The organism is Uruburuella suis, assembly GCF_004341385.1.
Lineage (GTDB): Bacteria > Pseudomonadota > Gammaproteobacteria > Burkholderiales > Neisseriaceae > Neisseria > Neisseria suis.
On the sequence record NZ_SLXE01000001.1, the window covers coordinates 99,887 to 126,103 of the forward strand.

Consider the following 26,217-nt stretch of genomic DNA (forward strand, 5'->3'; position numbering starts at 1 on the left):
ATAATGAATAGGGTAAATGTTTTAGAACTGACTTATGACGAGGCAAGAAAGTTTTTCTTAAAACAGGAAAGTTATTGCAATATTGATTTGCCAAAGTATTTTTCGTTTTCAGAGTTGTTGGATAAAATATCTCATGAATTTACAGAGCCAAAGCGATTAACTGATTTTAGTATGTCAAAAGGTGCAATAGGGGAATTAGATGATGTAAATCACCTAATATATGCTAATAAAGATGGCAAGCTTTCGTGGAGGCCTTTGCAGCTTATTCATCCGTTGGTATATGTTGACTTAGTGCATGAAATCACCAAAAAAGATAATTGGGGAAAATTGCAAGCGAGGTTTAAAAAATTTCAAAAAAATAAAAAAATAAAATGTTTGAGCATTCCTGTTCAATCAGAAAGTAGACAGTCGGACAAAGCACAGCAAATTTTGAAGTGGTGGGAGTTGGTTGAGCAGGAATCTATTTTTCTTTCGCTAGAATACGATTATGTTTTTGATACAGATGTAGCGGATTGTTATGGTTCAATTTATACACATTCTATTGCATGGGCAGTGGAAAGTAAGCAAGTTGCTAAGCAAGATAGAAGTGGAAACAGACTTGGTAATTTTATAGATAAAAGTATTCAAAATGCACAGTATCAGCAAACTAATGGTATTCCCCAAGGTTCGGTACTGATGGATTTTATTGCAGAAATTGTATTAGGTTATATTGACCGAATGTTGAGTGCTGTTTTGCAAAAGCAGAAGATAATTAAATATCAAATTTTGCGTTATCGAGATGATTATCGGATATTTGTTTGTAATGCTAATGATGGGGAGAAAATCTTAAAATTATTGTCGGAAATTATGATGCCTCTTGGGTTGAAGTTAAATGCTAGTAAAACGAAAGGTAGTCAAGATGTTATTACACAATCAATTAAAAAAGATAAATTGGCATGGTTAAAAATTAAGCAGAGTCATAGAAATTTACAAAAACAACTTTTGGTTATTAGACAGCATGGTATTGAATATCCAAACTCTGGCAGCTTGACTGTTGCATTAAATCAATTTGACAAAAAAATAGAGTTAGTAAAAAGAACACCAAATAGTATTAAACAGCTTATTAGTATTGTTACAGATATTGCTTATCATAATCCTAAAACAATTCCAATATGTTGTTCGATTATTAGTAAGTTATTTTCTTATATGGAGCAATCATCTGAAGATATTGCGCTTTTGGTTCATGATAAATTGAGCAAAATGCCAAACTCGGGATTTGCTCAAATTTGGTTACAACGCATGCTGAAATCTGATTTAGCTCCATTTTATTTTTCTGAAAAGTTGTGTTTATTAGCTAATGAGGAAAAAATTTCTTTATGGAATCATGATTGGATAAAAGGAAAAAATATGAAGAGAATTTTGGAAAATACAGCTATTTTTTTAAAAGATGACTTTAATAGATTAGATAATATTATTTATAACAAAGAAATTGATATTTTTGATTATTAATGATTTTTTTATTTTTATAGGGAATGTGGATTGAATTGGTTAGAGGGATAACTTAACAAATATCTCAAAGAAAATAAAAGACCGCCTGAAAACGTTTCAGGTAGCCTAAACAGTGGGCTTGCATTCATTTTACATTTGCATATCATCATTTATCAGAAAAAAACCATAATAAAAGAGCGGTCAAAACCAAGGGAATTCACCATGCGCAAACTACAAAACACGCTCTACATCACCACCCAAGGCAGTTATCTGCACAAAGAGCGCGAAACGTTGGTGATTGAGCAAACCGTAGCGCAGGAGCGCAAAAAAGTGGCGCAATTGCCGGTGCATGCCATCGGCCATATTTTTTGTTTCGGCAACGTGCTGGTGTCGCCGTTTTTAATGGGTTTTTGTGGTGAGAATAACGTTAATCTGGCTTTTTTCACCGAATATGGCCGCTTTCTCGGGCGTTTGCAGGGGCGGCAGAGCGGCAATGTGTTGCTGCGCCGCGCCCAATATCGCTTATCCGAAAGCAACCCTGTGCCGATTGCGCGCCATATTATTGCCGCCAAAATCCAGTCGGCCAAACGCGTGTTGCAGCGCCGCCAACGCAACCACGGCGAGCATAGCGAGATTCAGACGGCCATTAGCGCATTGAATTTCAGTTTGCAACAATTGCAGCGGGCGCACACATTGGACTTAATCCGCGGCATAGAAGGCGATGCCGCTGCCCGCTATTTCGGCGTATTCCAACATCTGCTCACCGAAAAGAGCGGTTTCACCTTTGGCGGCCGCAACCGCCGCCCGCCGCGCGATCCGGTGAACGCCTTATTGTCGTTTCTCTACAGCGTGCTCGGCAAAGACATCAGCGGCGCCCTGCAAAGCGTGGGGCTGGACCCGCAAGTGGGCTTTTTGCACGCCGACCGCCCCGGCCGCGACAGCCTGGCGCAAGACCTACTGGAAGAATTCCGCGCTTGGTGGGCTGACCGCCTGGTGCTGAGCCTAATCAACCGCGGCCAAATCCGGCTGCAAGACTTCAGCACCGAAGCCGGCGGCGCCGTCAACATCAAGCCCGAAGCCCGCAAGTTGCTGTTTCAAACCCTGCAAGCCAAGAAACAGGAAAAAATCGTCCACCCCTATTTGCAGGAAGAAGTGGAAATCGGCCTGCTGCCCCATATCCAAGCCATGCTGCTGGCGCGGCACCTGCGCGGCGATCTGGCCGAATACCCACCGTTTTTGATGCGCTAAAGGCTACCTGAAATGCTGATGCTGATTACTTACGACATCTCCCTGGCCGACCCCGAAGGCCAAACCCGCCTGCGCCGCATCGCCAAACACTGCCTCGACTACGGCGTGCGCGTACAATATTCCGTATTCGAATGCGACCTCGCGCCCGACCAATGGGTGCAGCTGAAAGCCAAACTGCTGGCCACCTATCAACCCGAAACCGACAGCCTGCGCTTTTACCATCTGGGCAGCAAATGGCGGCGCAAAGTAGAACACCACGGCGCCAAAGCCGCAGTAGATATTTTTAAAGACACCCTGATTATCTGAACTTGTGGCGAATTATCTGAACGGATTGCACGAGCGCTAACCTGTAGTGCTCATCAAAAAGCCCGCAGATCAGCGAGGCTTGATTTCTTTAACAATTTGGAAAAATCGGCCTTACTTGGCTGTGATATAGTAAGGTCATGTGTCTTCGGTGAAACCTTAGCGAAACAGGGCGATGCAAGCCTTGCGGGCCAAGGGTTTCAGCGGCGGCACCAGCCGCCTTCGGGCGGCTGTGAGTTGAAACCGCTGCACCGTCTTTATCCGGTTCCGGCTCTTGCGCCAGCCGCCTTCGGGCGGCTGTGAGTTGAAACGATTGCTTGAGAACTGGTCTATCCTGTGTTGGCTCCCAGCCGCCTTCGGGCGGCTGTGAGTTGAAACAGCCTCTACTGGCGGCCAAATGACCGCCGATAGCCCAGCCGCCTTCGGGCGGCTGTGAGTTGAAACGTTTTCACGTTTTTCCATGTTTAAATTCCTTGTCAACCAGCCGCCTTCGGGCGGCTGTGAGTTGAAACCCGTTCTTGAATATGCTCCAAAATATGACGGCCACCCAGCCGCCTTCGGGCGGCTGTGAGTTGAAACGACACAGGGGAGGGATTATGGACTATTTGTGGTTTGCCAGCCGCCTTCGGGCGGCTGTGAGTTGAAACGTCTTAGCTCTCTTAAGACCTTTTTCATGTGTCCAACCAGCCGCCTTCGGGCGGCTGTGAGTTGAAACGGGCAGCACTTTGGCGCTGGCGCTCACCGCCTTGCCAGCCGCCTTCGGGCGGCTGTGAGTTGAAACGGGCACGGCATCGCCGGCGGTGCCGCGCGGCTTGCCAGCCGCCTTCGGGCGGCTGTGAGTTGAAACTGCGCTGATTTCGGGGCGGTGGCGCGGTGACACATGCCAGCCGCCTTCGGGCGGCTGTGAGTTGAAACTTTGAAAACGCTCACCATGGCAACATTTTTAAAAACCAGCCGCCTTCGGGCGGCTGTGAGTTGAAACATCGCGGCGACAAGGGCAGGATTGCCCAAACCCTCCCAGCCGCCTTCGGGCGGCTGTGAGTTGAAACAAACCTGAATCTGTTTGCTCGTGCAGCGTTTTCAACCCCAGCCGCCTTCGGGCGGCTGTGAGTTGAAACGAAAACGCGATGCAGGAAGTGGCCGGCTTGTCGGCCAGCCGCCTTCGGGCGGCTGCGAGTTGAAACAATTTCAGCATCTGCCAAAAGTACCACACATTATCCAGCCGCCTTCGGGCGGCTGTGAAAAGGCCGTCTGAAAGCATGTTGTGCTTTCAGACGGCCTTTCATTAAATAAAATATGACAAATTATTTATTGCGGCTGAAGATCATTTTGGTTGCTTGCCAAGCCACGCAGCAGGCGCCGCCGATGAAGATCAGGTCGGCGATGGTGCGCACCCAGCGCAAGGTGTCGAGCAGCTCTTGCTGCATAAAGCCTTCGCTGCGGGCATACCACAGGCCTTGTGAAATGCTGGCATGTGCTTGGAATACGCCTATGGGCAAGAGGCTGATTACAATCATCAGGGTGAGGCCGATGTTGAGCAGCCAGAAGCCCCAAGTCATCAGCTTGTCGTCAAAGGCTACGTTGGGGCGGATGTAGCGCGCCACCAAGAGCACGAAGCCTAAGGCGAGGAAGCCATACACACCGAAGAGGGCGGCGTGCGCGTGCACGGCGGTGGTGTTGAGGCCTTGCAGGTAGAAGAGTGAAATCGGCGGGTTGATCAAGAAGCCGAACACGCCGGCGCCGACCATGTTCCAGAATGCCACGGCCACAAAACACATCAGCGGCCAGCGCAGGCGGCGCGCCCACGGTGCGGCGTTTTGGTAAGACCAATGCTCATAAGCTTCTTTGCCCAGCAAAATCAGCGGCACCACTTCGAGTGCGGAGAAAGATGCGCCCACGGCCATCACCGGGGTGGTGGTGCCTGAGAAATACAGGTGGTGGAAGGTGCCGGGCACGCCGCCGACCATAAACAGGCTGGCTGCCACTAATGAAGCCACGGTAGCCATTTTTTTGGTGACCAAGCCCATGCTGTAGAAGATAAAGGCCAGTGCGGCGGTGGCAAACACTTCGAAGAAGCCTTCCACCCACAGATGCACCACCCACCAGCGCCAGTATTCCATAATGGTCAGGCTGGTGTGTTCGCCATACATCAGGCCGGGGCCGTAAAACACGCCTACGCCTATCATTGAAGCCACGAAAATGGCGAGCAGGTTTTTATCGCTGGTTTTGTCTTTAAAGGCGCTGATGGTGCAGCGCAGCATCAGCCACAGCCACAAAAGCAGGCCGACAAAGAGCAGAATTTGCCAAAAGCGGCCCAAATCCAAATATTCATAACCTTGATGGCCAAACCAGAAATTCAGGTGCGAAGGCATGATGTGGCTTAAGGCAAAGAAGTTGCCTGCATAAGAGCCGGCCACCACGATAAACAGGGCAACGTAAAGCAGGTTTACGCCCAGCGCCTGATATTTCGGGTCTTTGCCGCCGTTTACAATCGGTGCCAGGAAAAGGCCGGCGGTGAGAAAGCCTGTGGCAATCCAGAAAATGGCCGATTGAATGTGCCAGGTGCGCACTAAGGCATAGGGAAACCACTCGGAAAGGTTGATGCCGTAAAACTGTTGGCCTTCCACGGTGTAGTGGGCGGTAATGCCGCCGAGCAGCACTTGCACCACAAACAGCGCCACGGTGAGAAACACATATTTACCCAAAGCTTTTTGCGAAGGGGTGAGCACCACTTTCGAGAGCGGGTCTTCGCTTTGGCTGTTGAGCTCGTGCGGGTTTTTGCTGCTCAGGAAAGAGAAGCCCCACACCAACAAGCCGATGCCCAAGAGCAAAAACACCACCGATGCAAACGACCACATATAGTTTTCAGTGGTGGGCACATTATTGATTAAAGGCTCGTGCGGCCAGTTGTTGGTATAAGTGGCATCGTGATCGGGGCGGTTGGTGGAGGCGGCCCATGCAGTCCAGAAGAAGAAGTTGGTGAGCTTTTGGCGCGCTTCTTCGCTGGGCAGGGTGTTGTTTTTCATCGCGAAATGTTCGCGCGTGGTGATCATGGAAGGATCATTGCCATAAAGGGTGATGTAGTAGGGCGCCACGCTTTGAATCGCCTTGATGCGGGTGTCTGAAAGCACCACATTGCCATCGCTGCCCACGCGGCTTTGATTGCGGTATTCCTCGGCCATGCGCTCGCGCAGATTGGCTTGTGTGGCTTTATCCAGCTCGGCATAAGGTTTGCCGTGTTCGGCTTGCGCGGTGATGTCCAGCCACGCCACCAGCTCGCGGTGCAGCCAGTCGGCTGTCCAGTCGGGCGCTTGATAAGCGCCGTGGCCGAGAATCGAGCCCAGCTCCATGCCGCCGGTGCTCTGCCAGGCAGATTGGCCGGCCAGAATATCTTCTTTGCTCATCAGCACTTGGCCGGAAGCAGAAACATATTGCTGCGGAAAAGGCGGGGCCTTGCGGTAAACCTCGACGCCTAAATAGCCGAGGATGGAGAAAGTAATCGTCAGCACGGCAATCAGCGCGTACCAAAGCTTTTTATACTGTCCCATTTTGTGCTCCTGAAAGGGTTGTTTGGGTGGTTTTTAATTCATATTATATGAATGTTAAAGATTGTATCACGGCTGTTTTTCAAAAAACAAGCTTTCAGACGGCCTATGTCTTTTCCGGTTGGAATATGTGGCAAAATAGATAAATTGATTATATTTCAGCTATTTTTTTGAAAAGAATCATTAATTTTAAAAATCAAGGCTGATTGGGTGGCAAAAAATCTAGTTACAAAGAACTACATTCCTGCTTAAAGATTCATAATTTTTGAATAATTTGATGTGCATCAAAGAAGGTAAAACAGGCTTAACACATAATCCGTAAAAAAGCGTAAAGCGCAATTGCTACGCCTTCCTACAACAATATTTCTCCCGGCAGGGAAGAAAAGGAACCACCATGAAACGCCAAACCTTAGCCGCACTGATTGCCTCCGTTTTTGCCTTGGCTGCCTGCGGCCAGAGCGCTGAAAAAGCAGAAGCGCCCGCACCGGCCGCCTCCGGCGCCAGCCAACAAGCCGCGGCTCAAGAGCCGCAGGGCGAATTGCCGGTGATTGATGCCGTGGTAACGCACGCACCTGATGTGCCGCCGCCGATTGATCGCGACCATGCGGCCAAAGTGGTGGTGAAAATCGAGGTGTTGGAAAAAGTGATGCAGATGGCCGATGGTGTCGACTATAAATATTGGACATTCGGCGGCGATGTGCCCGGCCAATTTATCCGTGTGCGCGAGGGCGACCAAGTGGAAGTGCAATTCTCCAACCATCCCACTTCCACAGTGCCGCACAATATCGACTTTCATGCGGCCACAGGCCCCGGCGGCGGTGCTGCGGCTTCATTCACCGCGCCCGGCCACACCTCTACATTCAGCTTCAAAGCCTTGCAGCCCGGTCTTTATATTTATCACTGCGCCACCGCGCCGGTGGGGATGCACATTGCCAACGGCATGTATGGCTTGATTTTGGTCGAGCCCAAAGGCGGCCTGCCCAAAGTGGATAAAGAATTTTATGTGGTGCAAGGCGATTTCTACACCAAAGGCGCTTATGGCGAACGCGGCCTGCAACCTTTCGACATGGAAAAAGCCATCAAAGAGCAGGCTGATTATGTGGTGTTTAACGGCCATGTCGGCGCGATTGCCGGCGACAATGCGCTCAAAGCCAATGTGGGCGAAACCGTGCGCATGTTTGTGGGCAACGGCGGCCCCAATTTGGTGTCTTCATTCCATGTGATCGGTGAGATTTTCGATAATGTGCATGTAGAAGGCGGCGATTTGGTCAATAAAAACATTCAAACCACACTGGTGCCTGCCGGCGGTGCGGTGATGGTTGATTTCAAAGTGGATGTGCCCGGCAGCTACACTTTGGTCGATCACTCGATTTTCCGTGCCTTCAACAAAGGTGCGCTCGGCCAATTGGTGGTGGAAGGCCCTGAAAATAAAGAAATCTTCTCCGGAAAAATCGGCGACACGGTTTACCAGCCTGAAGGCGGCGCGATTCAAACCGTGCCTTTGAGCGCCAGCGAAGCGGCTCGTGTGGAAGCCGGCCCCGCCAAAGCGGCCAGCAAAGAAGACCAAATCAAGCTGGGCAAAGCGGTGTATGAGTCCAACTGTTTGGCCTGCCACCAAGCCAACGGCCAAGGTGTGGAAGGCGCATTCCCGCCGCTGGCCAAGTCGGATTATCTGGCGGCCGACACCAAACGCGGCATCCATGCCATCTTGCGCGGCGTGAGCGGCAAGATTACCGTTAACGGCAAGGAATACAGCAGCGTGATGCCGGCTGTAGCGCTCAACGACGAGCAAACCGCCAACGTGCTTACCTATATCCTCAACAGCTGGGGTAATGCCGGCGGCCAAGTTACACCGGCCGAGGTTGCCACCGAACGCAAAGCCAAGTAAAAGCACAGAGGCCGTCTGAAAGGTTTCAGACGGCCTTTAAAACAAAAAAACGGCAACAGAATGCTTTTTATACGGCTTTTGCAAAAAGGCCGTCTGAAAAACATTTTGATGATAAAGATAAAGACACCCGCCATGAACACAGCCAAACTGCTCTCCCTCAGCCTGTTGATGCTCTGCGGCTCGGCCTTTGCCGCCGATATGGCCAAAATCAGCGGCGGCAGCTATCGGCCGCTCTATCTGAAAAAAGACACGCCCATGATCGCCGTGGCCGCGTTTGAATTGGATAAAACGCCGGTAACCAACCGCGAATTTGCCCAATTTGTGCAGAAAAATCCGCAATGGCAGCGCGGCAAAATCAGCAGCAAGCAGGCCGACGGCCACTATTTACAGCAATGGGTGAAAAGCGGCCAAAGCTTTGCACCCAAAGCCGGTGATGCCGATAAACCGGTCACCAACGTATCGTGGTTTGCCGCCAACGCCTATTGCGCCGCACAAGGCAAACGCCTGCCCACCATCGACCAATGGGAATATGCCGGCCAGGCTTCGGCCACCCGCAAAAACGGCACCACCGAGCCCGGCTACAGCCGCACCATTTTGGATTGGTATGCCGACAGCAGCCAGCAAGGCTTGCGCGAAGTGGGCAAAAGCCGCGCCAATTATTGGGGTGTGCACGACATGCACGGCCTGATTTGGGAATGGACAGAAGACTTCAACAGCAGCCTTTTGAGCTCCGGCAGCGCGGATGCCAATATGTTTTGCAGCGGTGCGGCCATCGGCACCGCCGACCCGAGCGATTATGCCGCCTTTTTGCGCTACGGTTTGCGCACCAGCCTGCAAGCCAAATTCTCATTGCACAACCTGGGTTTCAGGTGTGCCAAAGCATAGATTGCTTCCTCCTGCATGAGCCAGTCTCAGCAAGCAGCTTCGGCGATACGCTTAAACGTATCGCCGCTTTTTTTGTGTTTGGACAATATTTTGCAAGCATTCAAATATAGTGGAATCAAAGAAAAACCGACGCAAAACAATAAACCTCAAACCGTGCGCAGGGTGTGGCGCAGCCACGCACACGGTTTAAACGGCTTTGGCGTGCAGGGTTTGCTGTATGCGGCTGTATCAGTTTTGCATTCATTCCACTATAAATAAGGCATTGCATGATGAATCATATGCAAAGGCCGTCTGAAACCTTTCAGACGGCCTGCTCAACCTTTACATTATCCGTGCAAACAGCCAAGAAATTGCATCGGGTAACACCATCCGCCGTTTTGACTTGCCGCAGCTTCAACCCATTTTTCAAAAACATAGAAACATTTCATCAGCATTCTCTGATTGTCAAATCCTGTAAAGCCCGTTAGTATCACCTCACCGCCAACAAGCGGCCATAAATAAAACAAACACCCACAAAGGAAGAAAACATGAAACGCAAACTCACCGCCGCCCTGATTGCGGCTCTGCCGGCGCTTGCCTTGGGGCAAAACGTGGTCGTGTTCGGCGACAGCCTCAGCGACACCGGCCAGCCCGGCTGGGCGCTCAAAGCCAGCTACCTCGATGCCAACGGCCAAATGCACAAGCTCTACGACGAGCATGTGGCCGCCGCGCTCGGCAGCAGCCTCACCGCTTCGGGCAGCGGCGGCAGCAATTATGCCTACAGCGGCGGCGTGGTGCTGGGCAGCAACAGCGCGCTCACCGCCGCGCAGCCTAACCTCGCCCTGCAACAGCAAATTGCGAATTACACCGCCCAAGGCGTGCGCCCTGAAAGCCTGCATATTTTATGGGGCGGCGGCAACGATATGGCCGCCATTCTCGAGCGCGCCCAAAGTGCTGCCTCGCCCACCGCATCGGTGAGCGCCGACACCGCCGCCGCCGCTGCCGAAAGCGCCCGCCAATGGCAAACGTTGCGCAGCGCCGGCGTGGATTTGGCGGTGATACCCAACGTGCCCAATGTGGTCTACACGCCCACGCTGTTTCAAAGCTTCGGCCAAGCCGCCGCGCAAGGTTTCGGCGCACAAGTGGAGCAGGTTGCGCCGAATATGGGCAGCGCCGCCACCGCCGCTTTTAATCAGGCTTTTCAAGCGGCTTCAGCCGCGCTGGCGCAAACCGAGCAACAATCGCTGGCCGATTTCAACAGCGCCCGCGCCACCGTGCTGGCCAACACCGCCGCCGCAATCTACAGCAGCCCGCTCGGCCAAGCGTTGAGCGCCGCCGGCATCAGCGAAGCGGCGTTTAACGCCAATCTGCAAACGCAATACCAAAGCTTTGCCGCCAGCGCCACCAGCGCCACCACCTTGCTCAACAGCCAAACCACCGCCGCGCTCAATCAAGTGGGCGGCAACATCGTGCGCATCGACACCGACCGCCTCTTTGCCGATATGCTCGCCAGCCCCGAGCGCTACGGCTTGGCCAACACCACCGCCCCGGCTTGCAGCGGCAGCACCGCACAAAGCCTGTGCCGGCCTGCCGATGCCGCGCAGGCCGACAGCCGCCTGTTTGCCGACGGCTTCCACCCCGGCCCCGCCGCACACCAAATTATGGCCGACTACATCATCAACACCCTGCAAGCGCCGCAAGACATGGCAGCTCTGCGCCGCAGCGTCATGGAGCAAAGCCGCAACGTGCAAGACTTTGTGCGCGAAGAGAGCAACCGCCAACGCAGCAACCCGCAAGCGCCGCACACGCTCGATGCCATCGCCGCCTACCAGCGCCACAGCGGCGACGGCCACAGCATTCATGCCGGTGCCAAAGCGCAATTTAATGAAAACTGGCAGGCAGGTGCCGTGTTCAGCCGCAGCGAAAACGAACAAAGCAGCGGCCGCACCGACATCGAGGGCAAAACCAACAGCCTCAGCGGCTTTATCCGCTACGATCAACCGCGCTGGTGGCTGGGCGGCTTGGTGCAGATTAACGACAGCGATTACACCACCCGCCGCCATTTCAACCTCGGCCAAGCTGCATTAACCCAAAGCGGCGACACCAGTGGCAACAGCCGCGCCGGCGGCCTCTTTGGTGGCTACGATGTGTGGCAGAGCAACAGCACGCGCCTATCTGCCTTGGCCGACCTCACCCTCACCAAAGGCAAAATCAACGGCTTTGCCGAGCAGGGCAGCGATGCCGCCCGCATGCAGTTTGGCAAGCAAAACCTGCATTCGCTGCAAAGTGGGCTGGGCTTTGAAGTGCGCCACCAAAGCGGCAGCTGGCAGCCTTTTGCCAACCTGCGCTGGGTGAAAGAATGGAAAAAAGACGATCAGGGCATCAGCGCAGGCTTGGGCGGCAGCCACTTTTATTCCGCCACGCCCGAGCAAGACCGCAGCTGGCTGGGCGCGCTCGCCGGCGTGCAATGGCAGCCGCAAGGCAGCCCGCTGCACGCTTTTGCCGCCGCCAGCCGAGATTTCGGCCACCGCAACCAAAGCCACACCGGCCTGCAAATCGGCATAGGCGCACGCTTTTAAACAAATATTGGTGGTTTAAGCAGCGATGCCGTCTGAAACTTTTCAGACGGCATCGTTTTGTTTTTCACATTCAAATAAACGTAGCTACAATTAGCTTTGTGAAAGCAAAGCGTAATCGTACGCATGACACACCAATGCCGTCTGAAACTTTTTTCAGACGGCCTCGCTTCATTTCCCACATACAAATAAACGTTGGCACGATTAGCCTGTAGGTCGGATTCTCGAATCCGACACTTGTTCGCAGAACAAGGCACGCACATCGCTTTGGCCGTTGGCCAAACTACGCGGATGCTGCTGCTGAACTGCTTTATTTGTAAGGTTATTTTTTAGAATTGGTATGACACACCAATGCCGTCTGAAACCGTTTTGAATGGGTATTAATTCGCCTCCGGGCTGATTTTATTCAAACGCGCCTGCAAGCGCTCGATGTCGTCGCGCAGGCGCTCCACTTCGGCGGTCCAGGCATCGAATTCTTCGCGGCTGATCACCGGCGCTTCGGGCTCGCGGGCAAAGTCGCCCCATTGTGCCATCAGGCTTTGGCCGATCTGCTTGAGCGTGCCGCCCACTTGCGCCGCGCGCCGGTTGATGCCGCCGGCTGCGGCATCGCCAAACAGGCGGCTGATGTCGTCGTTGGCATAATAGCGCAGGCTGCCCATCAGTGGCAGCAGCGCCAAGGCCAGCTCGGTGTCGCCATCGAGCGCCACATCGCCCACGCCGGGGGTTTGCCCTTGCAGCACTTTTTGCAGCGCCGATTGGTGAAACGTGATTTCGGCATCGGCTTCACGATCGCTTTCTTCCAAAAAGCCCTCGGCGTTGAAGCGGCCGTGCAGGACAAGGCCGGCGGCATTGATGCGCAACACAATGCCGTTGTAGCCGGCCAGCGCGGCTTGGGTTTCGCGGTTTTGCTGAATCAAATGGTTGATAATCGCTAAGGCAAACATGGTGTTCTCGCTTGGCAGGCCGCCAAAAGTGTTCAGACGGCCTGCGGAATAAAATCGTTATAAAGGCTGGCCACAATTTTGCCGCCGCGCGTGTCGGCCATATCGAAATCGGCTTCAGGCAGGCCGAGCTTGGCGGCTTCGGCGCGGTAAAATTCGTGTTTGGGCGGGTGCGCGGGCGACACGATATTGCGGATGCGCACGCCCGCCGGATGCGCGGCAGCATGGAGCAGGGCGGCCACGGCGCTTTCTTGGTGCAGCATATTCACCGGCTGCTGTGCGCCGCCGATACGGCTTTTTTTGAGCAGGCTGGTGAGCGGGTGGCGGCTGGCGGAATAAAGGCCGCCCAGGCGCAAAATGTCGATGTGTGCGATGCCGCTGTTTAAAAAAAGCTGCTCGGCGGCCAGCACTTTTTCGGCAGACGCGGTGTGCGGATTGAGCGTGCTGGCTTCGTTGCACAAGCGCGCTTCATCGCCATACACGCTGATGCTGCTGCCATAAATAATGTGTTGCACGCCAAAGGTTTGAGCCAAGCTCAGCCAATTTTGCAGCACCATCGCATAATCGGCCACGGCAGAGGGCGGCAGCAGGCAAAACCACAAGGGCTTATCGGCCCAATCTTGCCAACGTGCCGCGTCAAAAGCCTGCGCGGCATTCAAATCGTGCGCGCTGAGGCTGACTTCGGGCGGCAGATTGATGTCGTCGGAAGTGAGGTGGCGTTTGATGGCGGCCACGCGGCGGCCTTGCTGGTAGAGCTTTTCGGCCAAAGGGCGGCCGAGATAGCCCAGCCCCAACACCGCTGCATCGGGCGCGCCCATTTCAGACGGCCTCGCTCTGCCAGGCGGGCGCCACCCATTTTGCGGCTTCCACAAAACGGTAGTCGGCCATTTTTTGCAACAGCGCGGCCGGATGATCCGCCACACACAGCAGGCTCATATTGGCCTGCGGCATAAAGCCCTCATCGGCGGTTTGCTGCATCATCGCCAACAGGCCGTCGAAAAAGCCGCCGATATTGAGCACGCCCACGGGCTTGGCATGCAGGCGCAGTTGCGCTTGCGACACTACTTCAAACAATTCTTCGTAAGTGCCCAGACCGCCGGGCAGGGCGATGAAGGCATCGGCCAATTCGATCATTTTGTTTTTGCGCTCGGTCATGTCGGCAGTTTCGATTAATTGGCTCAAGCCCAAATGCGCCACTTCTTTTTCGCGCAAAAAAGTGGGTATCACGCCGATTACTTGGCCGCCTTCGGCCAGCGCCGCATCGGCCACCGTGCCCATCAGGCCGATTTTGCCGCCGCCATACACCAGCGTGCTGCCACGCTCGGCAATGGCTTTGCCCATGGCTTGGGCGGCTTCGAAATAAGCGGGTTTGTTGCCCAGATTGGAGCCGCAATACACTACGATATGGTTCATTTTATTCATGTTTTCTCTGATTTTCTTTTATTTGGTTTTCAGACGGCCTGAATGTTGGCAGGCCGTCTGAAAGCTTGTTTTACAACACCGCCTGCGGGTAAGCGCCGACCACTTTCACAAACGATGCGCGTTCGCCCAATTCGGCCAGCGCCTGCTGCACTTTGGCATCGTTGCGGTGGCCTTCGATGTCGATAAAAAACAGATAATCCCACAAGCCCGAGCGGCTGGGGCGGCTTTCGAATTTGGTCATCGAAATGCCCAGCTCGGTAAAGGGCTTGAGCAGGGCGTTTACCGCGCCGGCTTTGTTGGGGGTGGAAATCACCAGCGAGGTTTTGTCGCGGCCGGTGGGCGCGGTGTCTTGATGGCCGAGCACGAGAAAGCGGGTGGTGTTGTTGGGCTCGTCTTCAATATTTTCGGCCACTTTCACCAATTGATAAATTTCGGCGGCGCTCTGGCCGGCAATCGCCGCCACGCCGGCTTCGCCACTCTGAGCCGCCAGCCGCGCGGCTTCGGCATTGCTCGACACGGAAATGCACACCGCATCGGGCAGGTGGCGGCTCAGCCAGTCGTGGCATTGCGCCAGCGCCTGCGCATGGGCATAAACCTTGCTGATGCCGGCCATTTGGGCATGGTCTTTGCGCAATAAATGATGGTGGATGCGCAGCACCACTTCTCCGCACGCCTGCAAGGGCGACACCGACAATAAATCCAGCGTGCGCCCCACGCTGCCCTCGGTGGAATTTTCCACCGGCGCCACCACATAATCGGCGCGGCGCGCTTCCACCATGCGGAAGCATTCGTCGATGGTGGTGCAGGCCTGCGTGTGGGCGGCGTGGCCGAAATGCTTGACGGCCGCCTGCTGGGTGAAGGTGCCGGCCGGGCCCAGATAGGCGATGGTGAGCGGGCGCTCCACCGCCAAGCATTCGCTCATGATTTCGCGAAACAGCCGCGCCACCGCCTCGCCCGGCAAAGGGCCGGTGTTGAGGCTTTGAATACGCCGCAACACTTCGGCCTCGCGCTCGGGGCGATACACCACGCCCGTGCCTTTCAATTCACCAATGGCGCGCGCATGCCCGGCCCGCTCGTTGAGCAAGCGCAAAACAGCGGCATCGATTTCGTCAATGGCATTGCGGTGCGGCAAAAGCGGATCATGGGCAGACATGGCATTCTTTCTGTGAAAACGGTGAAAAAGGGGTGGAAAAAGCAGGCGTTATTCTAGCATTAAAGAAAATGGCCGTCTGAAAATATGCGCTTTCAGACGGCCTGACACAGATTACACATGCTGCGGCCGTTCACGCCAGGCATCGCGCGAAAACGCCAGCAGCAGCACCATGCCGCACACCGTGGCCGCGAGCATCATGCCCGCCATCACCTGCGGCGTGCCGTTGTGCAGCCAGGTGGTGAGCATGCCCACCGCCGCGCCGATCAGCGATTGGCACACGCCCAGCACCGCATTGGCGCTGCCGCCTTCTTCTTTGAAATAGCCCATAAAGCAAGCCTGCGTGTTGGCCACAATCAAGCCTTGCGTGCCCACCGACACCATCACGCAGCCCACCAGCCACCACAAAGGCGGCATGCCGGTGAGCATCACCGCCGCCACCATCAGCGCATTGGCGGCCAATTGAATGAGAATGCCCCATTTCAAAATATCTTTCGCATCGCTGCCGGTTTTCAATTTCCAGGCGGTGATGCGGTTAAACGTGGCCATGGTGATGATGTTGAGGCCGAAAACCCATGCATAAGCATGCGCCGACAAGCCGTAAAGATTCATATACACAAACGACGATTCGGTGAGAAAAACAAACATCGATGAAAAACTAAACGCCTGAAAAAACAAAAAGCCCAGCGCCGGCCGCGTGCTCAGCACATGGCGGTAGCGCGCCGCCACCGTGCGGAAAATGCTGCGGTTGATGGCATCGGTGTGCACCGGTTTGGCCAAAAAGCGATAAAGCAAGCCCCACACAATGGCCGCATAAAGCGCCAAAAAGCCGAAAATCAGCCGCCAGCCGCCCAAAGCCTTCAAAGCCGCGCCCAGCATCGGCGCCACCAAAGGCGCGCCCATCATAATGATGCCGATCAGCGCAAACATCTGCGCCGCCTTATTGCCCTCATAATTGTCGCGCACGATGGCGCCCACCACCACCACCGTCATGCCCGCGCCGAAAGCCTGCACCATGCGCAAGAGCAGCAATTCATCTGCCGAACGGATAAACACCAGCCCGATTACGCTGGCGATATACACCACCAAGCCCGTGAGCGCCACCACGCGCCGCCCTTTGATGTCGGCTATCGAGCCGCCCACGAGCTGCCCCGCCGCCACGCCGAACATAAATGTGCTCAAACTCTGCTCGATGCGGTGGATATCCGCACCCAGAGAATCGGCCATGGCAGGAATCGCCGGCAGATAGGCATCAACGGAAAAAGGCATAATCGCCACCAGCATGGCCAGCAGAGCGGCCATCTGCTTATCGCTTAAAGTTTGCGGAGCTTGAGTCATATTTGCTTCTCAAAAGGCAAGCCGCCCGAAGGCGGCTGCAAAAATAAATAATGTGGCAATGATTATACGCGCTTTTCAGACGGCCTGTCGGCATAATAATAAAATCATGCACTTGCATGGGTTTGGCGCGCTATAAAAGGCCGTCTGAAACCCGTTCAGACGGCCTTGCCTATTCCCGCTTACCAAAATAAATTTTGGCTCGGGTACGGATATTCGATATTGGCCGCAGCCCTGGAAAATGGGTTTTGCAAACCAGCGCTGTCGCAGTTAGGTTATCTTTTCGAATGGGTATAAATTCCGACCGAGTTATTGCCTGATCTAGTTATTGCCTGATCTAAGGTGCTTCACAACACAATATGATGCCGTGGATTGTGCCAAACAAATTGATTGGATTAAGATAAAACCGATTGATTTTTATTGTCTGCAAAGGCCGCCTGAAAGTAAAATTGCGGCCAGGCCAATCTTTCAGGCAAGCGGTCGTGGCAAAACCGAATCAGCCTCAAAAAAGTTAGCCTGCACAGCAAACCATTTCACCTCTTCAAAGGCATTTATGAAAATCATCCGTAGCGCTGAGTTCAAAGCAGAGTGCCCTTGGGGCGCAATAAATATTGCAAACATGAATGGGGTGACAAATGACACATTAATGACGGTGAGGAAATTTTTGCGGTGCTCAATGGCTCTGTGGAAATGTTTTACAAAGAAGATGGCGCGGAAAAATCTTCAATCCTCAATGCAGGGGATATTTTCTTTGCATCCATTGGCACTGAGCACGTTGCGCACCCAATTGGGGAGGCCAGAATTCTGGTTGTAGAACATGAAGGCAGCATTTGAAAATCGATGCAGCCCAGCCATTCATCCAAACCGGCCTTGCTTCGGCTCGGCTTCACTCAGGCGTTTAAGTTTATGAAAAAAATCCTTGCCTTATCCCTCTTCATCGCTGCATCAAACGCGGCCATGGCCGCGGAAGTTTGCCCGGTTACCGAGCAGGCGCTGGCCGGTGCTTGGAGTCGCAGCAGCCATACCGGTGAATTCGAAGAATTTTTACTCGATACGGAAAACGGCACGCGCACATTCCACTCATGGCTTCATCAAGTGCCCGAGCTTTCCGCTGCCTCGTGGAAGGTAGAAAACTGCCGATTGGTGGTCACCTCACGATTGGGAGAATATCCGCAGGTGCGTTTAAAAATACTTGGCCTGCGAAAGGGCAAGCTGCGCCTTTATGATGAAGCGCATCGGGAGGAATCGATTTATACCCGTGTGCCGGATAAGCCCTAAGCATTCGTTTGCATGGCGTTCAGCCTATCAGCCAAAGGCTACCTGAAACCGTTTCAGGTAGCCTTTATTATTTTCACTCCCCAAAATAAGTTGTAGGTCGGATACGGGTAGCCGATATTTACCACCGCGTTGATGCTTGTTCTTTGAACAAGCGTCGGATTCAAGAATCCGACGCTACGCACTGAATAACGACTTTTCTTTTTTCTCTTGGCTGTTCAAAGCATTCAGACGGCCTTTCACCCTAAACCGCTTTTCTGCGCGCCACCCGGCTGCGCACCCACACGAAAAACAGCGGCACAAACAGCAAGCCCAAAAGGGTGGAGATGATGGTGCCGCCGAGCACGGCGGTGCCGATGGCGATGCGTCCGGCCGCGCCCGCGCCGCTGCCCAGCGCCAAGGGCAGCACGCCGAAGCCGAAGGCGAGCGAAGTCATGATAATCGGGCGCAGGCGCAGGCGCGCGGCTTCGATGGCCGCTTGGGTGAGGCTGCGGCCTTTTTGTTGCAGCTGCACCGCGAATTCCACAATCAAAATGGCGTTTTTCGAAGCCAAGCCCACGGTGGTGAGCAAGCCCACTTGGAAAAACACATCGTTGTTCAGCCCGCGCAGCGAAGTGGCCGCCAGCGCGCCAAACAAGCCCAAGGCCGCGGCCAAAATAACCGCCAGCGGCACGCTCCAGCTTTCATACAGCGCCGCCAGACACAAAAACACAAACACCATTGAGAGCACATAAAGCAGCGGCGCTTGCGCCCCGGCACGCTGCTCTTGCAGTGATGCGCCGGTCCATTCGTAATCGAAGCCGCGCGGCAATTCAGCCATAATGGCCTGCACCGCCCGCATGGCGTCGCCCGAGCTCACGCCGTTTTGCACCGAAGCCTGCATATCCATCGCCGGGCTGCCGTTAAAGCGCAGCAATTGCGGCGGCGCCACCGCCCAGCGCACGCTGCTGAACATGGAAAGCGGAATCATCTCGCCCGCATTATTGCGCACCCGCCATTCGCCCACATGCTGCGGCTGCATGCGAAAGGGCGCGTCGCCCTGGATATACACGCGCTTCACGCGGCCGTTGTGGATAAAATCGTTCACATAAGTGCCGCCGAGCGCATCGCTGAGCAGGCGGTTGACCACATCAGGCTCGATTTGGTGGGCCACGGCTTGATCGTTGTCGATGTCCACCACCAATTGCGTGCGCGCATCTTGGTTGTTGGTGCGCACATTGCGCAGATAAGCGTTGTTTTGCGAGAGCGATATAAAGTGGTCTTTAGCGGCCACCAGCGCCTCATAGCCCGCGCCGTTCATGTCTTTAATCACAAAGCTCACGCCGCTGGCGGAACCGAGGCTGCGCACCACCGGCGGCAGGCTCACGAAAATGCGCGCATCGGTGCGGCTGCGGAAGAGGCGGCTGGCGCGCGCTTCCAAGGCGGCTGCGCTTTGTTCGGCACTCGGCCGCTCATCCCAAGGCTTGAGCCGCACGGTGAGCCGCCCGAAGCCCTGGTTGCCGCCGATGCCGGTAATCGCCGACACAGTGGTCACTTCCGGCTGTTGGGCAAAATAATCGCTCAATTCGCCGATGGTGGCTTGCAGGCGCTCATCGGTGGCGCCGGGCGGCATGGTTACACTCACCGTGAGAAAGCCTTGGTCTTCTTCGGGCAGAAACGAAGTGGGCAGCCAGGCAAACAGCACGGCGCACACCGCCAGCAGCGAAACAAACGCCGCCAACATGATTTTGCTGCGGCGCAATAATTTGGCTTCGGTGCGGCCATATTGTTTGGTCAGGCGCTCAAAGCCGCGGTTAAATGCGGCAAACAAGCGTGCAAACAGGCTTTGGCGCGGCTTTGCATGCGCTTTGGGCTTGAGAAACTGCGCACACATCGCCGGCGAGAGCGTGAGCGCCACCCACACCGAAAACGCCATCGCCGCAATAATGGTGACGGCAAATTGGCGGTAAATCACGCCGGTGGAGCCGGGAAAAAACGCCATCGGCACAAACACCGCCGAGAGCACCACGCCGATGCCCACCAGTGCCGGCGCGATTTCCCGCATCGATTGCTCGGTGGCGGCTTTGGCATCCAGCCCCTGCTCGTGCATCACCCGCTCTACGTTTTCCACCACCACAATCGCATCGTCTACCAATAAGCCGATGGCCAGCACCAGCGCAAACATGGTGAGCATATTGATGGAATAGCCAAACAAGGCGAGCACGCCGAATGTGCCCATCAACACCACCGGCACCGCCACCGCCGGAATCAGCGTGGCGCGCCAGCTTTGCAAAAACACATAAATCACCACCACCACCAACACAATCGCTTCCAGCAGCGTGTTCACCACTTCTTTCACCGAAGCTTTCACAAACGGCACGCTGTCTTGGCTGGTTTGCGCCTTGATGCCATAGGGAAAATCCGGCTCCATATCGCGGATGCGCGCTTCCACCGCCGCGGCCACTTCCAGCGCATTGGCGCCATCGGCCAGCACAATCGCCAGCGCGCCGGCATTGCGTCCGTTGAGCTTGTTTTGCACATCGGCGCTTTCGGCCGCCAATTCCACCCGCGCCACGTCTTTAATCCGCACCGTGGCGCCGCTACCGCTGCTTTTCAGAATAATGTTTTCAAACTGCGCCGCCGTTTGCAGCTTGCCGCGCGCCTGTATCGGCACATTGAGCATCTGCCCGGCCACCGAAGGCAGCTGGCCGAGCTGGCCGGCAGACACCTGCACATTTTGCCGCTCGATGGCGCTGCGCACATCGGCGGGCATCAGCTGGTATTGTTCTAATTTGTAAGGATCGAGCCAAATGCGCATCGCATAAGGGCTGCCGTATAACACCACTTCGGCCACGCCGTCGATGCGGCCGAGCACATCCACCAGATTGCTGGCCAGATAATCGGTGATGGCCACGCGCGGCACATCGGCCTCTTGCGGCACAAACATCCACGTCACCAAATTTTCCTGGCCGCCCTTGGTTACGTTCACCCCGCGCTGCTGCACTTCATCAGGCAGGCGGCTCATCGCCTGCTGCAAAGCATTTTGCACCTGCACCTGCGCCACATCGGTGTCGGTGCCCGGCTCAAACGTGAGCGTGGTGCGCGACTGCCCCGAAGAATCGGCACTGGAGCTCATATACATCAGCCCGTCGAGCCCCTTCATCTGCTGCTCGATGATTTGCGTCACCGAATCGTTTACCGTGTCGGCAGAAGCACCGTTATAACGCGCCGACACCGACACCTGCGGCGGCGCCACATCGGGATATTGCTCCAGCGGCAGGCGCAATAAGGATAACGCACCGGCAAAGGTGATGAGAATGGCGAGCACCCAGGCAAACACGGGGTGGTGGATAAAAAATCGGGACATAAACAACCTTGGTTTCGGAAAGGAGAAAACGAATGTTTGCAGAGCCGGCTGCGTGCATCAGATGCCGATTTTAATGTACAAAAGCAGCCGATACATTAAAAAACAGCAACAGATTGCGCGTATCGTGTGAATGAAAAAATGCAGGTTTGTTGTCAAAGCAAACAATGCCGCATTGTAGAGGCGGGCAGCCTCTTTGCGTAAAGCTGGTTTTCTTCTCAGGAAAGGTAAAAATGTATAATACCCATTCGAAAACAAGGCCGTCTGAACGATTAATGTTTCAGACGGCCTTGTTTTTTAGCGCCAATACAGCTAACCCAAGCCAGTCAAACCGTGTGCGTGGTTGCGCCACACATCCTACTGCCGGGCGCGGTTTCTTGTTTGATTTTGCACAAGATTGCGCCGCTTCACGGCTTATTCTTCTTCGTCGCCGTAATATTTCACGCCGATTTTAATCGGGGCGCGACCTTGCGATTTGCGGTGGTGGTTGGAATCGCGCAGCGAATAGGCGCAGCCGCAATATTCTTGCTGATAAAAATGCTCGCGTTTGCTGATTTCTATCATGCGCGCGCTGCCGCCGCCTTTGCGCCAGTTGTATTGCCAATATTGCAGCTCGGGGTATTTTTCAGCCGCGCGCACGCCGCAATCGTTGATTTGGTTCATGTTTTTCCAGCGCGAAATGCCCAGGCTGCTGGTGATCACGGGAAAGCCGTGCTCGTGGGCATAAAGCGCGGTGCGCTCGAAACGCATGTCGAAACACATGGTGCAGCGGCGGCCGCGTTCAGGGTCCATCTCCATGCCGCGTGCGCGCTCAAACCAATTGTCCACATCGTAATCGGCGTCGATAAAGGGGATGTTGTGTTTTTCGGCAAAGGCGATGTTTTCGTTTTTGCGGATTTCGTATTCTTTTTTGGGGTGGATATTGGGGTTGTAGAAATAAATGGTGAAATCGATGCCCGAAGCGAGCATGGCTTCCATCACTTCGCCCGAGCAGGGGGCGCAGCAGGAATGCAGCAACACTTTTTTGTGGCCGTCGGGCGGGGTGAGGGTGGGGCGGTCGATGGGGGTGGTTTCGGCTTTGGGCTGGCTCATGGCGATGCTCTTTTTGAGATTAAGGCGTTCAGACTGCCTTTTTGTTTGGTGGCAGTTGAACGGTGTGTGGGGCGTTATTTTAGCAGAATCAGTTGTTAAGATGTGTAGCAGGCCGTCTGAACGGGGTTCAGACGGCCTTTTACTCTTGATTCCAATAAGCCCGTAGGTCGGATTCTTGAATCCGACACTTGTTCGCAGAACAAGGTGTTCACATCACTTTGGCCAATGGCCAAACATCGGATTCAAAAATCCGACCTACGCGGGTGTTGTTGTCGAACTGCTTTTATTTTGTAAACTTATTTTTCGAATGGGTTTCAGACGGCCTGTTTTGTGGTGATTGATGCCGATAAGCCTCACAAGCCCATGGCGTGTTTAATCAGGCGCTGTTTCAGCGGCGCGGCGGCATTCACCCAGTTGAGGCCGTTGTTGCGCAGCCACGGCAGCGCGGGCAGGTGGTTTTCGCCAAACAGGTGAAACAGGCCGTCGCAGCCAAGCTGCATGGTGCGCACGGGCTCGAGGCGGTTTTGCGCATAGCGTTTTAAAAGCTGGTGTGCGCCCAAATCGGCGGCGTTTTGGCTGAGGCGGGCAAATTCGATTGCATCGCCAAAACCCAGGTTCACGCCCTGGCCAGCCAGCGGATGGATGGTGTGGGCGGCATCGCCGATCAGCATGATGCGTTGCGCCACGGTGGTAGCGGGGCGGCGCAAAATCAGCTCAAAGGCAAAAGCGGGCGAGAGCGGCGAGAGGCGGCCGAGCATGCCTTCGCCTTGCGCGGTAACGGCGGCGGCCAGATCATCGGGCGCGAGCGCGGTGAGTTTTTCCGGCGCGGCGGTGCTCCACACGATGGAAATTTTATGGTCCGGCAGCGGCAGATAGGCCAGCACTTCGCCGTGTTTAAACCATTGATAAGCGGTGCCGTGGTGGCTTTTTTCGGTGTGGAAATTGGCCACCACGCCGTGATGGCCGTAGGCGTTTTCCTGCACGGTAATGCCTGCTTGCGCGCGCACCCACGAGTTGGCACCGTCGGCACCGATAATCAGCCGCGTTTTGAGCGTTTCGCCATTGGCCAGCGTGAGCGTGGCCGCTTCGACATCGGTGTGGATGGCGGCGGCTTCGGTGAATACGGGAATTTCCAGCACTTCAATCTGCCGCCACAAAGCCGCGAGCAGCCAGCGGTTTTCGGCAATGCTGGTAAGTCTGTCGGCTTGGATGTCGGCAGCGGCAAATTCGATGCGCCCGCCGCCATCGCCGCGCACGTCCATGCGCGCCACGGGCTGAATGCGGCTTTCAGACGGCCAAGCGTGCAGCGATTGCAAAAATTGGCGGTTGACGGGGCTGATGGCATAAATGCGCGCATCCCAGCCTTTTTCGAGGCGCTCGGCATCTGTGGTGGGCGGGCGGATTTCGAGCAAGGCAACGCGGCGTTGCTGCTGCTTGAGCGCCACCGCCATCGCCGCGCCCACGAGGCCGCCGCCGATAATCAGGGTGTCGTAAATCATAATATTGGCCTTATACCCAATCTGAAAAACAATCTAATGCGTTGTTCGCCTTGCCGTGCTCTCTGTGCTGCCTGCGGAGAGCCGTTTTGTTAGCTTGTTTGTTAGGTTTGGTATTGTTGGTGTGATGATGCTGATTATACCTGTTTCTTATACCTGTTTCAGACGGCCTGTTTGGTTTTTGCGCTGTTTGGGCGTGCTAAATGCAGGCGCTGAAGGCATTGGATTGGCAGGCCGTCTGAAGATGGATTATGGCTGGTTTTGGGCATATTGCGGCAAATCGTCGTTGATGTGCAGCCAGCGGATTTTGCTGCCGGTCCAAATATGATAGGCGGGCGCGATGCGGTCGGGGTGGTCGAGGCTGGCGAGGGTGAAATCGAGCGTGGTAGGCTCGGCTTCGCTGCAAAAAAGTAGCTGCGTGCCGCAATGGCGGCAGAATTCGCGCCGGCTGTGTGCCCCCGATGCAAAATGGGCGGGTTTGCCTTGGCTGTATTCAAAGCTGCCGCGCGCCACGGTGGCCCAGGCTTGCACAGGCGCGCCGGCGGAATGCTGGCACAGGCGGCAATGGCAATAGCCGGCATCGATGGGTGCGTGCAACACGCGGTAGCGGATGCGGCCGCACAGGCAGCCGCCGAGCAGGGGATAGGGCATGGTATTTGGCCGATCAGGTTTCATATCAATCCAAAAAAATAACCTAACTTCGTTGTCTCGCCTTGCCGTACTATCTGTACTGTCGCAGGCTTCCGCCTTGTTAGCTTACTTTTTTGAATGGGTATCAGACGGCCTTATCATAAGGAAGCGCTGCTTAAACGGCAAGGGTTTGGCGGCGCTTGTGTGTGGTGCGGGGCTTTAGGGTCTGTTCACAATTCATCTCGTGGCAATCTTTTGGCTCAAAAACGCGCCTGCCGCGTTGAAAATGCTCGCAAGGTGTTCAACCTTGCTGCGCTTTTCGCCTTGCAAGCGCGCTTTTGCGCTCAAAATCTTACGCACGGATGAAATGTGAACAGACCCTAGTACGGCAAGGCGAGACAACGCAGTTAGGTTATTTTTTCGAATTGGTATAAGGCCGTCTGAAACTATTGGCGCAATGGTTTTCAGACGGCCTTTGTTTTATTCGGCGCAATCAGCGGGTGCCGAAGATTTTGTCGCCGGCATCGCCGAGGCCGGGAATGATATAGCCGTGTTCATCCAAATGGCTGTCGAGCGCGGCGCTGTAGATGGTGACATCGGGATGCGCTTCGTTTACCGCTTTCACGCCTTCGGGCGCGGCCACGAGCACCAGCACTTTGATGTTGCGGCAGCCTTTGCTTTTGAGCAGATTGATGGTGGCGTTCACCGAGCCGCCGGTGGCGAGCATGGGGTCGAGAATCAGCGCCGGGCGCTCGTTCATGCTGTCGACCAGCTTTTCAAAATACGACACCGGTTGCAGGGTTTCTTCATCACGTTGCAGGCCGACCACGCTGATTTTGGCGGTGGGAATCAAATCGAGCACGCCGTCGAGCATGCCCAAACCGGCGCGCAGAATCGGCACCACGGTGAGGGTTTTGCCTTTGATGCGCTGGCCTTCGATGTCGCCGCACCAGCCGTCGAGAATATAGTTTTCGGTTTCGAAATCGCGGCTGGCTTCATAAGCCATCAGGCGCGCCAGCTCTTTGGCCAGAGCGCGGAATTTGTAGGTGCTCGATTCGGCTTCGCGCATCAGGGTGAGCTTGTGTTTGACCAGCGGGTGGTCGATGATGGTGATGTTCATAATCAATCTTTCGGTGGGCGCGTTCAGACGGCCTGTGAAATAAAATACCGGCGCTATTATATAAGCTTTGCGGCCTGCTTGTGAATGGCTTGGGCGGCGCAGCCACAAAAAAACCCTGCTTCAAGCAGGGTTTCGGCGCAATATCATCACGCTTTGAGCGCATCTTGCAATTCGCCGGCTTCATACATTTCCATCATGATGTCGGAGCCGCCGAGAAATTCGCCGTTAACATATAACTGGGGAATGGTGGGCCAATTGCTGTATTCTTTGATGCCTTGGCGCACGGCTTCGTTTTCCAACACATTAACGGTGACGAAATCTTCGCAGCCCGAAGCTTGCAGCAGCTGCACGGCACGCGATGAGAAGCCGCATTGCGGAAACTGCTTGGTGCCTTTCATAAACAATACCACGCGGTGTGTGTTCACCACTTCTTTGATTTGCTCTTGAATGCTCATTTTTTGATCCTTGATGAATAAATCGGTTTTCGGCCGAGGGATAATATAAGGGCGTTTGGCGCAATGC

At 54.7% G+C, this 26,217-nt stretch carries 19 protein-coding genes, 1 pseudogene and 1 CRISPR repeat array; of the genes and pseudogenes, 8 read left to right on the forward strand and 12 right to left on the reverse strand.

The features are described from left to right. Positions 1 to 3 precede the first annotated feature (3 nt). The 3 genes from EV680_RS00400 to cas2 all read left to right on the forward strand — a co-directional run bounded on the left by EV680_RS00400 (position 4) and on the right by cas2 (position 3,021). Positions 4 to 1,488, forward strand: a complete 1,485-nt coding sequence (locus tag EV680_RS00400; protein WP_132952054.1) for an RNA-directed DNA polymerase — start codon at positions 4 to 6, stop codon at positions 1,486 to 1,488. Between the two features lie 201 nt (positions 1,489 to 1,689). After that, a complete protein-coding gene (gene cas1c / locus EV680_RS00405; RefSeq protein WP_132952056.1) occupies positions 1,690 to 2,715 on the forward strand; it encodes a type I-C CRISPR-associated endonuclease Cas1c in 1,026 nt (341 codons plus the stop codon). Positions 2,716 to 2,727: 12 nt separating this feature from the next. Then, positions 2,728 to 3,021, forward strand: a complete 294-nt coding sequence (cas2, locus tag EV680_RS00410; protein WP_132951948.1) for a CRISPR-associated endonuclease Cas2 — start codon at positions 2,728 to 2,730, stop codon at positions 3,019 to 3,021. 209 nt (positions 3,022 to 3,230) lie between these two features. Beyond that, positions 3,231 to 4,202: a CRISPR direct-repeat array (repeat unit 32 nt; unit sequence CCAGCCGCCTTCGGGCGGCTGTGAGTTGAAAC). Between the two features lie 120 nt (positions 4,203 to 4,322). Here cas2 and EV680_RS00415 read toward each other — a convergent pair. Beyond that, positions 4,323 to 6,566 carry a nitric-oxide reductase large subunit gene (locus EV680_RS00415; RefSeq protein WP_132952058.1) on the reverse strand — a complete coding sequence of 748 codons (2,244 nt, stop codon included), beginning with the start codon at positions 6,564 to 6,566 and terminating at the stop codon, positions 4,323 to 4,325. Between the two features lie 391 nt (positions 6,567 to 6,957). Here EV680_RS00415 and nirK point away from each other — a divergent pair, with 391 nt between their 5' ends. From nirK to EV680_RS00430, 3 genes are all read left to right on the forward strand, one after another. Next, the gene (gene nirK / locus EV680_RS00420) at positions 6,958 to 8,451 is read left to right on the forward strand and encodes a copper-containing nitrite reductase (RefSeq protein WP_132952060.1); all 1,494 of its coding nucleotides are present in this window, start codon (positions 6,958 to 6,960) and stop codon (positions 8,449 to 8,451) included. A 132-nt stretch (positions 8,452 to 8,583) separates the two neighbouring features. Then, positions 8,584 to 9,336, forward strand: a complete 753-nt coding sequence (locus tag EV680_RS00425; protein ID WP_132952062.1) for a formylglycine-generating enzyme family protein — start codon at positions 8,584 to 8,586, stop codon at positions 9,334 to 9,336. A gap of 527 nt (positions 9,337 to 9,863) precedes the next feature. Next, positions 9,864 to 11,894, forward strand: a complete 2,031-nt coding sequence (locus tag EV680_RS00430; protein ID WP_132952064.1) for an autotransporter outer membrane beta-barrel domain-containing protein — start codon at positions 9,864 to 9,866, stop codon at positions 11,892 to 11,894. Between the two features lie 377 nt (positions 11,895 to 12,271). Here EV680_RS00430 and EV680_RS00435 read toward each other — a convergent pair whose 3' ends face one another. The 5 genes from EV680_RS00435 to EV680_RS00455 form a co-directional block, all read right to left on the reverse strand. Beyond that, the gene (locus tag EV680_RS00435; RefSeq protein WP_132952066.1) at positions 12,272 to 12,835 is read right to left on the reverse strand and encodes a ubiquinone biosynthesis accessory factor UbiJ; all 564 of its coding nucleotides are present in this window, start codon (positions 12,833 to 12,835) and stop codon (positions 12,272 to 12,274) included. A gap of 32 nt (positions 12,836 to 12,867) precedes the next feature. Beyond that, positions 12,868 to 13,650: a Rossmann-fold NAD(P)-binding domain-containing protein gene (locus EV680_RS00440; protein ID WP_207894256.1), complete on the reverse strand. Its 783-nt coding sequence runs from the start codon at positions 13,648 to 13,650 to the stop codon at positions 12,868 to 12,870. 1 nt (position 13,651) lies between these two features. Continuing rightward, on the reverse strand, positions 13,652 to 14,245 hold the full coding sequence (locus tag EV680_RS00445) for an LOG family protein (protein ID WP_132952068.1): 594 nt from the start codon (positions 14,243 to 14,245) through the stop codon (positions 13,652 to 13,654). Between the two features lie 79 nt (positions 14,246 to 14,324). Then, entirely contained in the window at positions 14,325 to 15,407 is a 1,083-nt protein-coding gene (gene pheA / locus EV680_RS00450) for a prephenate dehydratase (RefSeq protein WP_132952070.1), read from the reverse strand. Positions 15,408 to 15,518: 111 nt separating this feature from the next. Then, on the reverse strand, positions 15,519 to 16,742 hold the full coding sequence (locus EV680_RS00455; protein WP_207894257.1) for a multidrug effflux MFS transporter: 1,224 nt from the start codon (positions 16,740 to 16,742) through the stop codon (positions 15,519 to 15,521). Between the two features lie 550 nt (positions 16,743 to 17,292). Between EV680_RS00455 and EV680_RS00460 the strand changes: the two are divergent. Together EV680_RS00460 and EV680_RS00465 are read left to right on the forward strand one after the other, a co-directional pair. Further along, positions 17,293 to 17,573, forward strand: a pseudogene (locus EV680_RS00460) (cupin). Between the two features lie 72 nt (positions 17,574 to 17,645). Further along, complete coding sequence (locus EV680_RS00465; RefSeq protein ID WP_132952072.1) at positions 17,646 to 18,017, forward strand: hypothetical protein; 372 nt, start codon at positions 17,646 to 17,648, stop codon at positions 18,015 to 18,017. A 241-nt stretch (positions 18,018 to 18,258) separates the two neighbouring features. Here the strand turns inward: EV680_RS00465 and EV680_RS00470 are convergent, their stop codons facing one another. The 6 genes from EV680_RS00470 to grxD all read right to left on the reverse strand — a co-directional run bounded on the left by EV680_RS00470 (position 18,259) and on the right by grxD (position 26,150). Next, positions 18,259 to 21,360, reverse strand: coding sequence for a multidrug efflux RND transporter permease subunit (locus EV680_RS00470; protein WP_132952074.1), 3,102 nt, complete (start codon positions 21,358 to 21,360; stop codon positions 18,259 to 18,261). A gap of 411 nt (positions 21,361 to 21,771) precedes the next feature. Further along, complete coding sequence (locus EV680_RS00475) at positions 21,772 to 22,449, reverse strand: epoxyqueuosine reductase QueH (protein WP_132952076.1); 678 nt, start codon at positions 22,447 to 22,449, stop codon at positions 21,772 to 21,774. A 353-nt stretch (positions 22,450 to 22,802) separates the two neighbouring features. Then, on the reverse strand, positions 22,803 to 23,948 hold the full coding sequence (locus EV680_RS00480) for an FAD-dependent monooxygenase (protein ID WP_132952078.1): 1,146 nt from the start codon (positions 23,946 to 23,948) through the stop codon (positions 22,803 to 22,805). A gap of 246 nt (positions 23,949 to 24,194) precedes the next feature. Further along, the gene (locus EV680_RS00485; protein ID WP_132952080.1) at positions 24,195 to 24,596 is read right to left on the reverse strand and encodes a GFA family protein; all 402 of its coding nucleotides are present in this window, start codon (positions 24,594 to 24,596) and stop codon (positions 24,195 to 24,197) included. Positions 24,597 to 25,068: 472 nt separating this feature from the next. Beyond that, on the reverse strand, positions 25,069 to 25,695 hold the full coding sequence (upp, locus tag EV680_RS00490; RefSeq protein ID WP_132952082.1) for a uracil phosphoribosyltransferase: 627 nt from the start codon (positions 25,693 to 25,695) through the stop codon (positions 25,069 to 25,071). A gap of 146 nt (positions 25,696 to 25,841) precedes the next feature. After that, positions 25,842 to 26,150, reverse strand: coding sequence for a Grx4 family monothiol glutaredoxin (grxD, locus tag EV680_RS00495; protein ID WP_132952084.1), 309 nt, complete (start codon positions 26,148 to 26,150; stop codon positions 25,842 to 25,844). Positions 26,151 to 26,217: the final 67 nt, after the last annotated feature.

Coding starts and splice junctions, on each gene's coding strand:
- EV680_RS00400 (WP_132952054.1), top strand. CDS start 4: ATGAATAGGGTAAATGTTTTAGAACTGACTTATGACGAGGCAAGAAAG.
- cas1c (WP_132952056.1), top strand. CDS start 1,690: ATGCGCAAACTACAAAACACGCTCTACATCACCACCCAAGGCAGTTAT.
- cas2 (WP_132951948.1), top strand. CDS start 2,728: ATGCTGATGCTGATTACTTACGACATCTCCCTGGCCGACCCCGAAGGC.
- EV680_RS00415 (WP_132952058.1), bottom strand. CDS start 6,566: ATGGGACAGTATAAAAAGCTTTGGTACGCGCTGATTGCCGTGCTGACG.
- nirK (WP_132952060.1), top strand. CDS start 6,958: ATGAAACGCCAAACCTTAGCCGCACTGATTGCCTCCGTTTTTGCCTTG.
- EV680_RS00425 (WP_132952062.1), top strand. CDS start 8,584: ATGAACACAGCCAAACTGCTCTCCCTCAGCCTGTTGATGCTCTGCGGC.
- EV680_RS00430 (WP_132952064.1), top strand. CDS start 9,864: ATGAAACGCAAACTCACCGCCGCCCTGATTGCGGCTCTGCCGGCGCTT.
- EV680_RS00435 (WP_132952066.1), bottom strand. CDS start 12,835: ATGTTTGCCTTAGCGATTATCAACCATTTGATTCAGCAAAACCGCGAA.
- EV680_RS00440 (WP_207894256.1), bottom strand. CDS start 13,650: ATGGGCGCGCCCGATGCAGCGGTGTTGGGGCTGGGCTATCTCGGCCGC.
- EV680_RS00445 (WP_132952068.1), bottom strand. CDS start 14,245: ATGAACCATATCGTAGTGTATTGCGGCTCCAATCTGGGCAACAAACCC.
- pheA (WP_132952070.1), bottom strand. CDS start 15,407: ATGTCTGCCCATGATCCGCTTTTGCCGCACCGCAATGCCATTGACGAA.
- EV680_RS00455 (WP_207894257.1), bottom strand. CDS start 16,742: ATGACTCAAGCTCCGCAAACTTTAAGCGATAAGCAGATGGCCGCTCTG.
- EV680_RS00465 (WP_132952072.1), top strand. CDS start 17,646: ATGAAAAAAATCCTTGCCTTATCCCTCTTCATCGCTGCATCAAACGCG.
- EV680_RS00470 (WP_132952074.1), bottom strand. CDS start 21,360: ATGTCCCGATTTTTTATCCACCACCCCGTGTTTGCCTGGGTGCTCGCC.
- EV680_RS00475 (WP_132952076.1), bottom strand. CDS start 22,449: ATGAGCCAGCCCAAAGCCGAAACCACCCCCATCGACCGCCCCACCCTC.
- EV680_RS00480 (WP_132952078.1), bottom strand. CDS start 23,948: ATGATTTACGACACCCTGATTATCGGCGGCGGCCTCGTGGGCGCGGCG.
- EV680_RS00485 (WP_132952080.1), bottom strand. CDS start 24,596: ATGCCCTATCCCCTGCTCGGCGGCTGCCTGTGCGGCCGCATCCGCTAC.
- upp (WP_132952082.1), bottom strand. CDS start 25,695: ATGAACATCACCATCATCGACCACCCGCTGGTCAAACACAAGCTCACC.
- grxD (WP_132952084.1), bottom strand. CDS start 26,150: ATGAGCATTCAAGAGCAAATCAAAGAAGTGGTGAACACACACCGCGTG.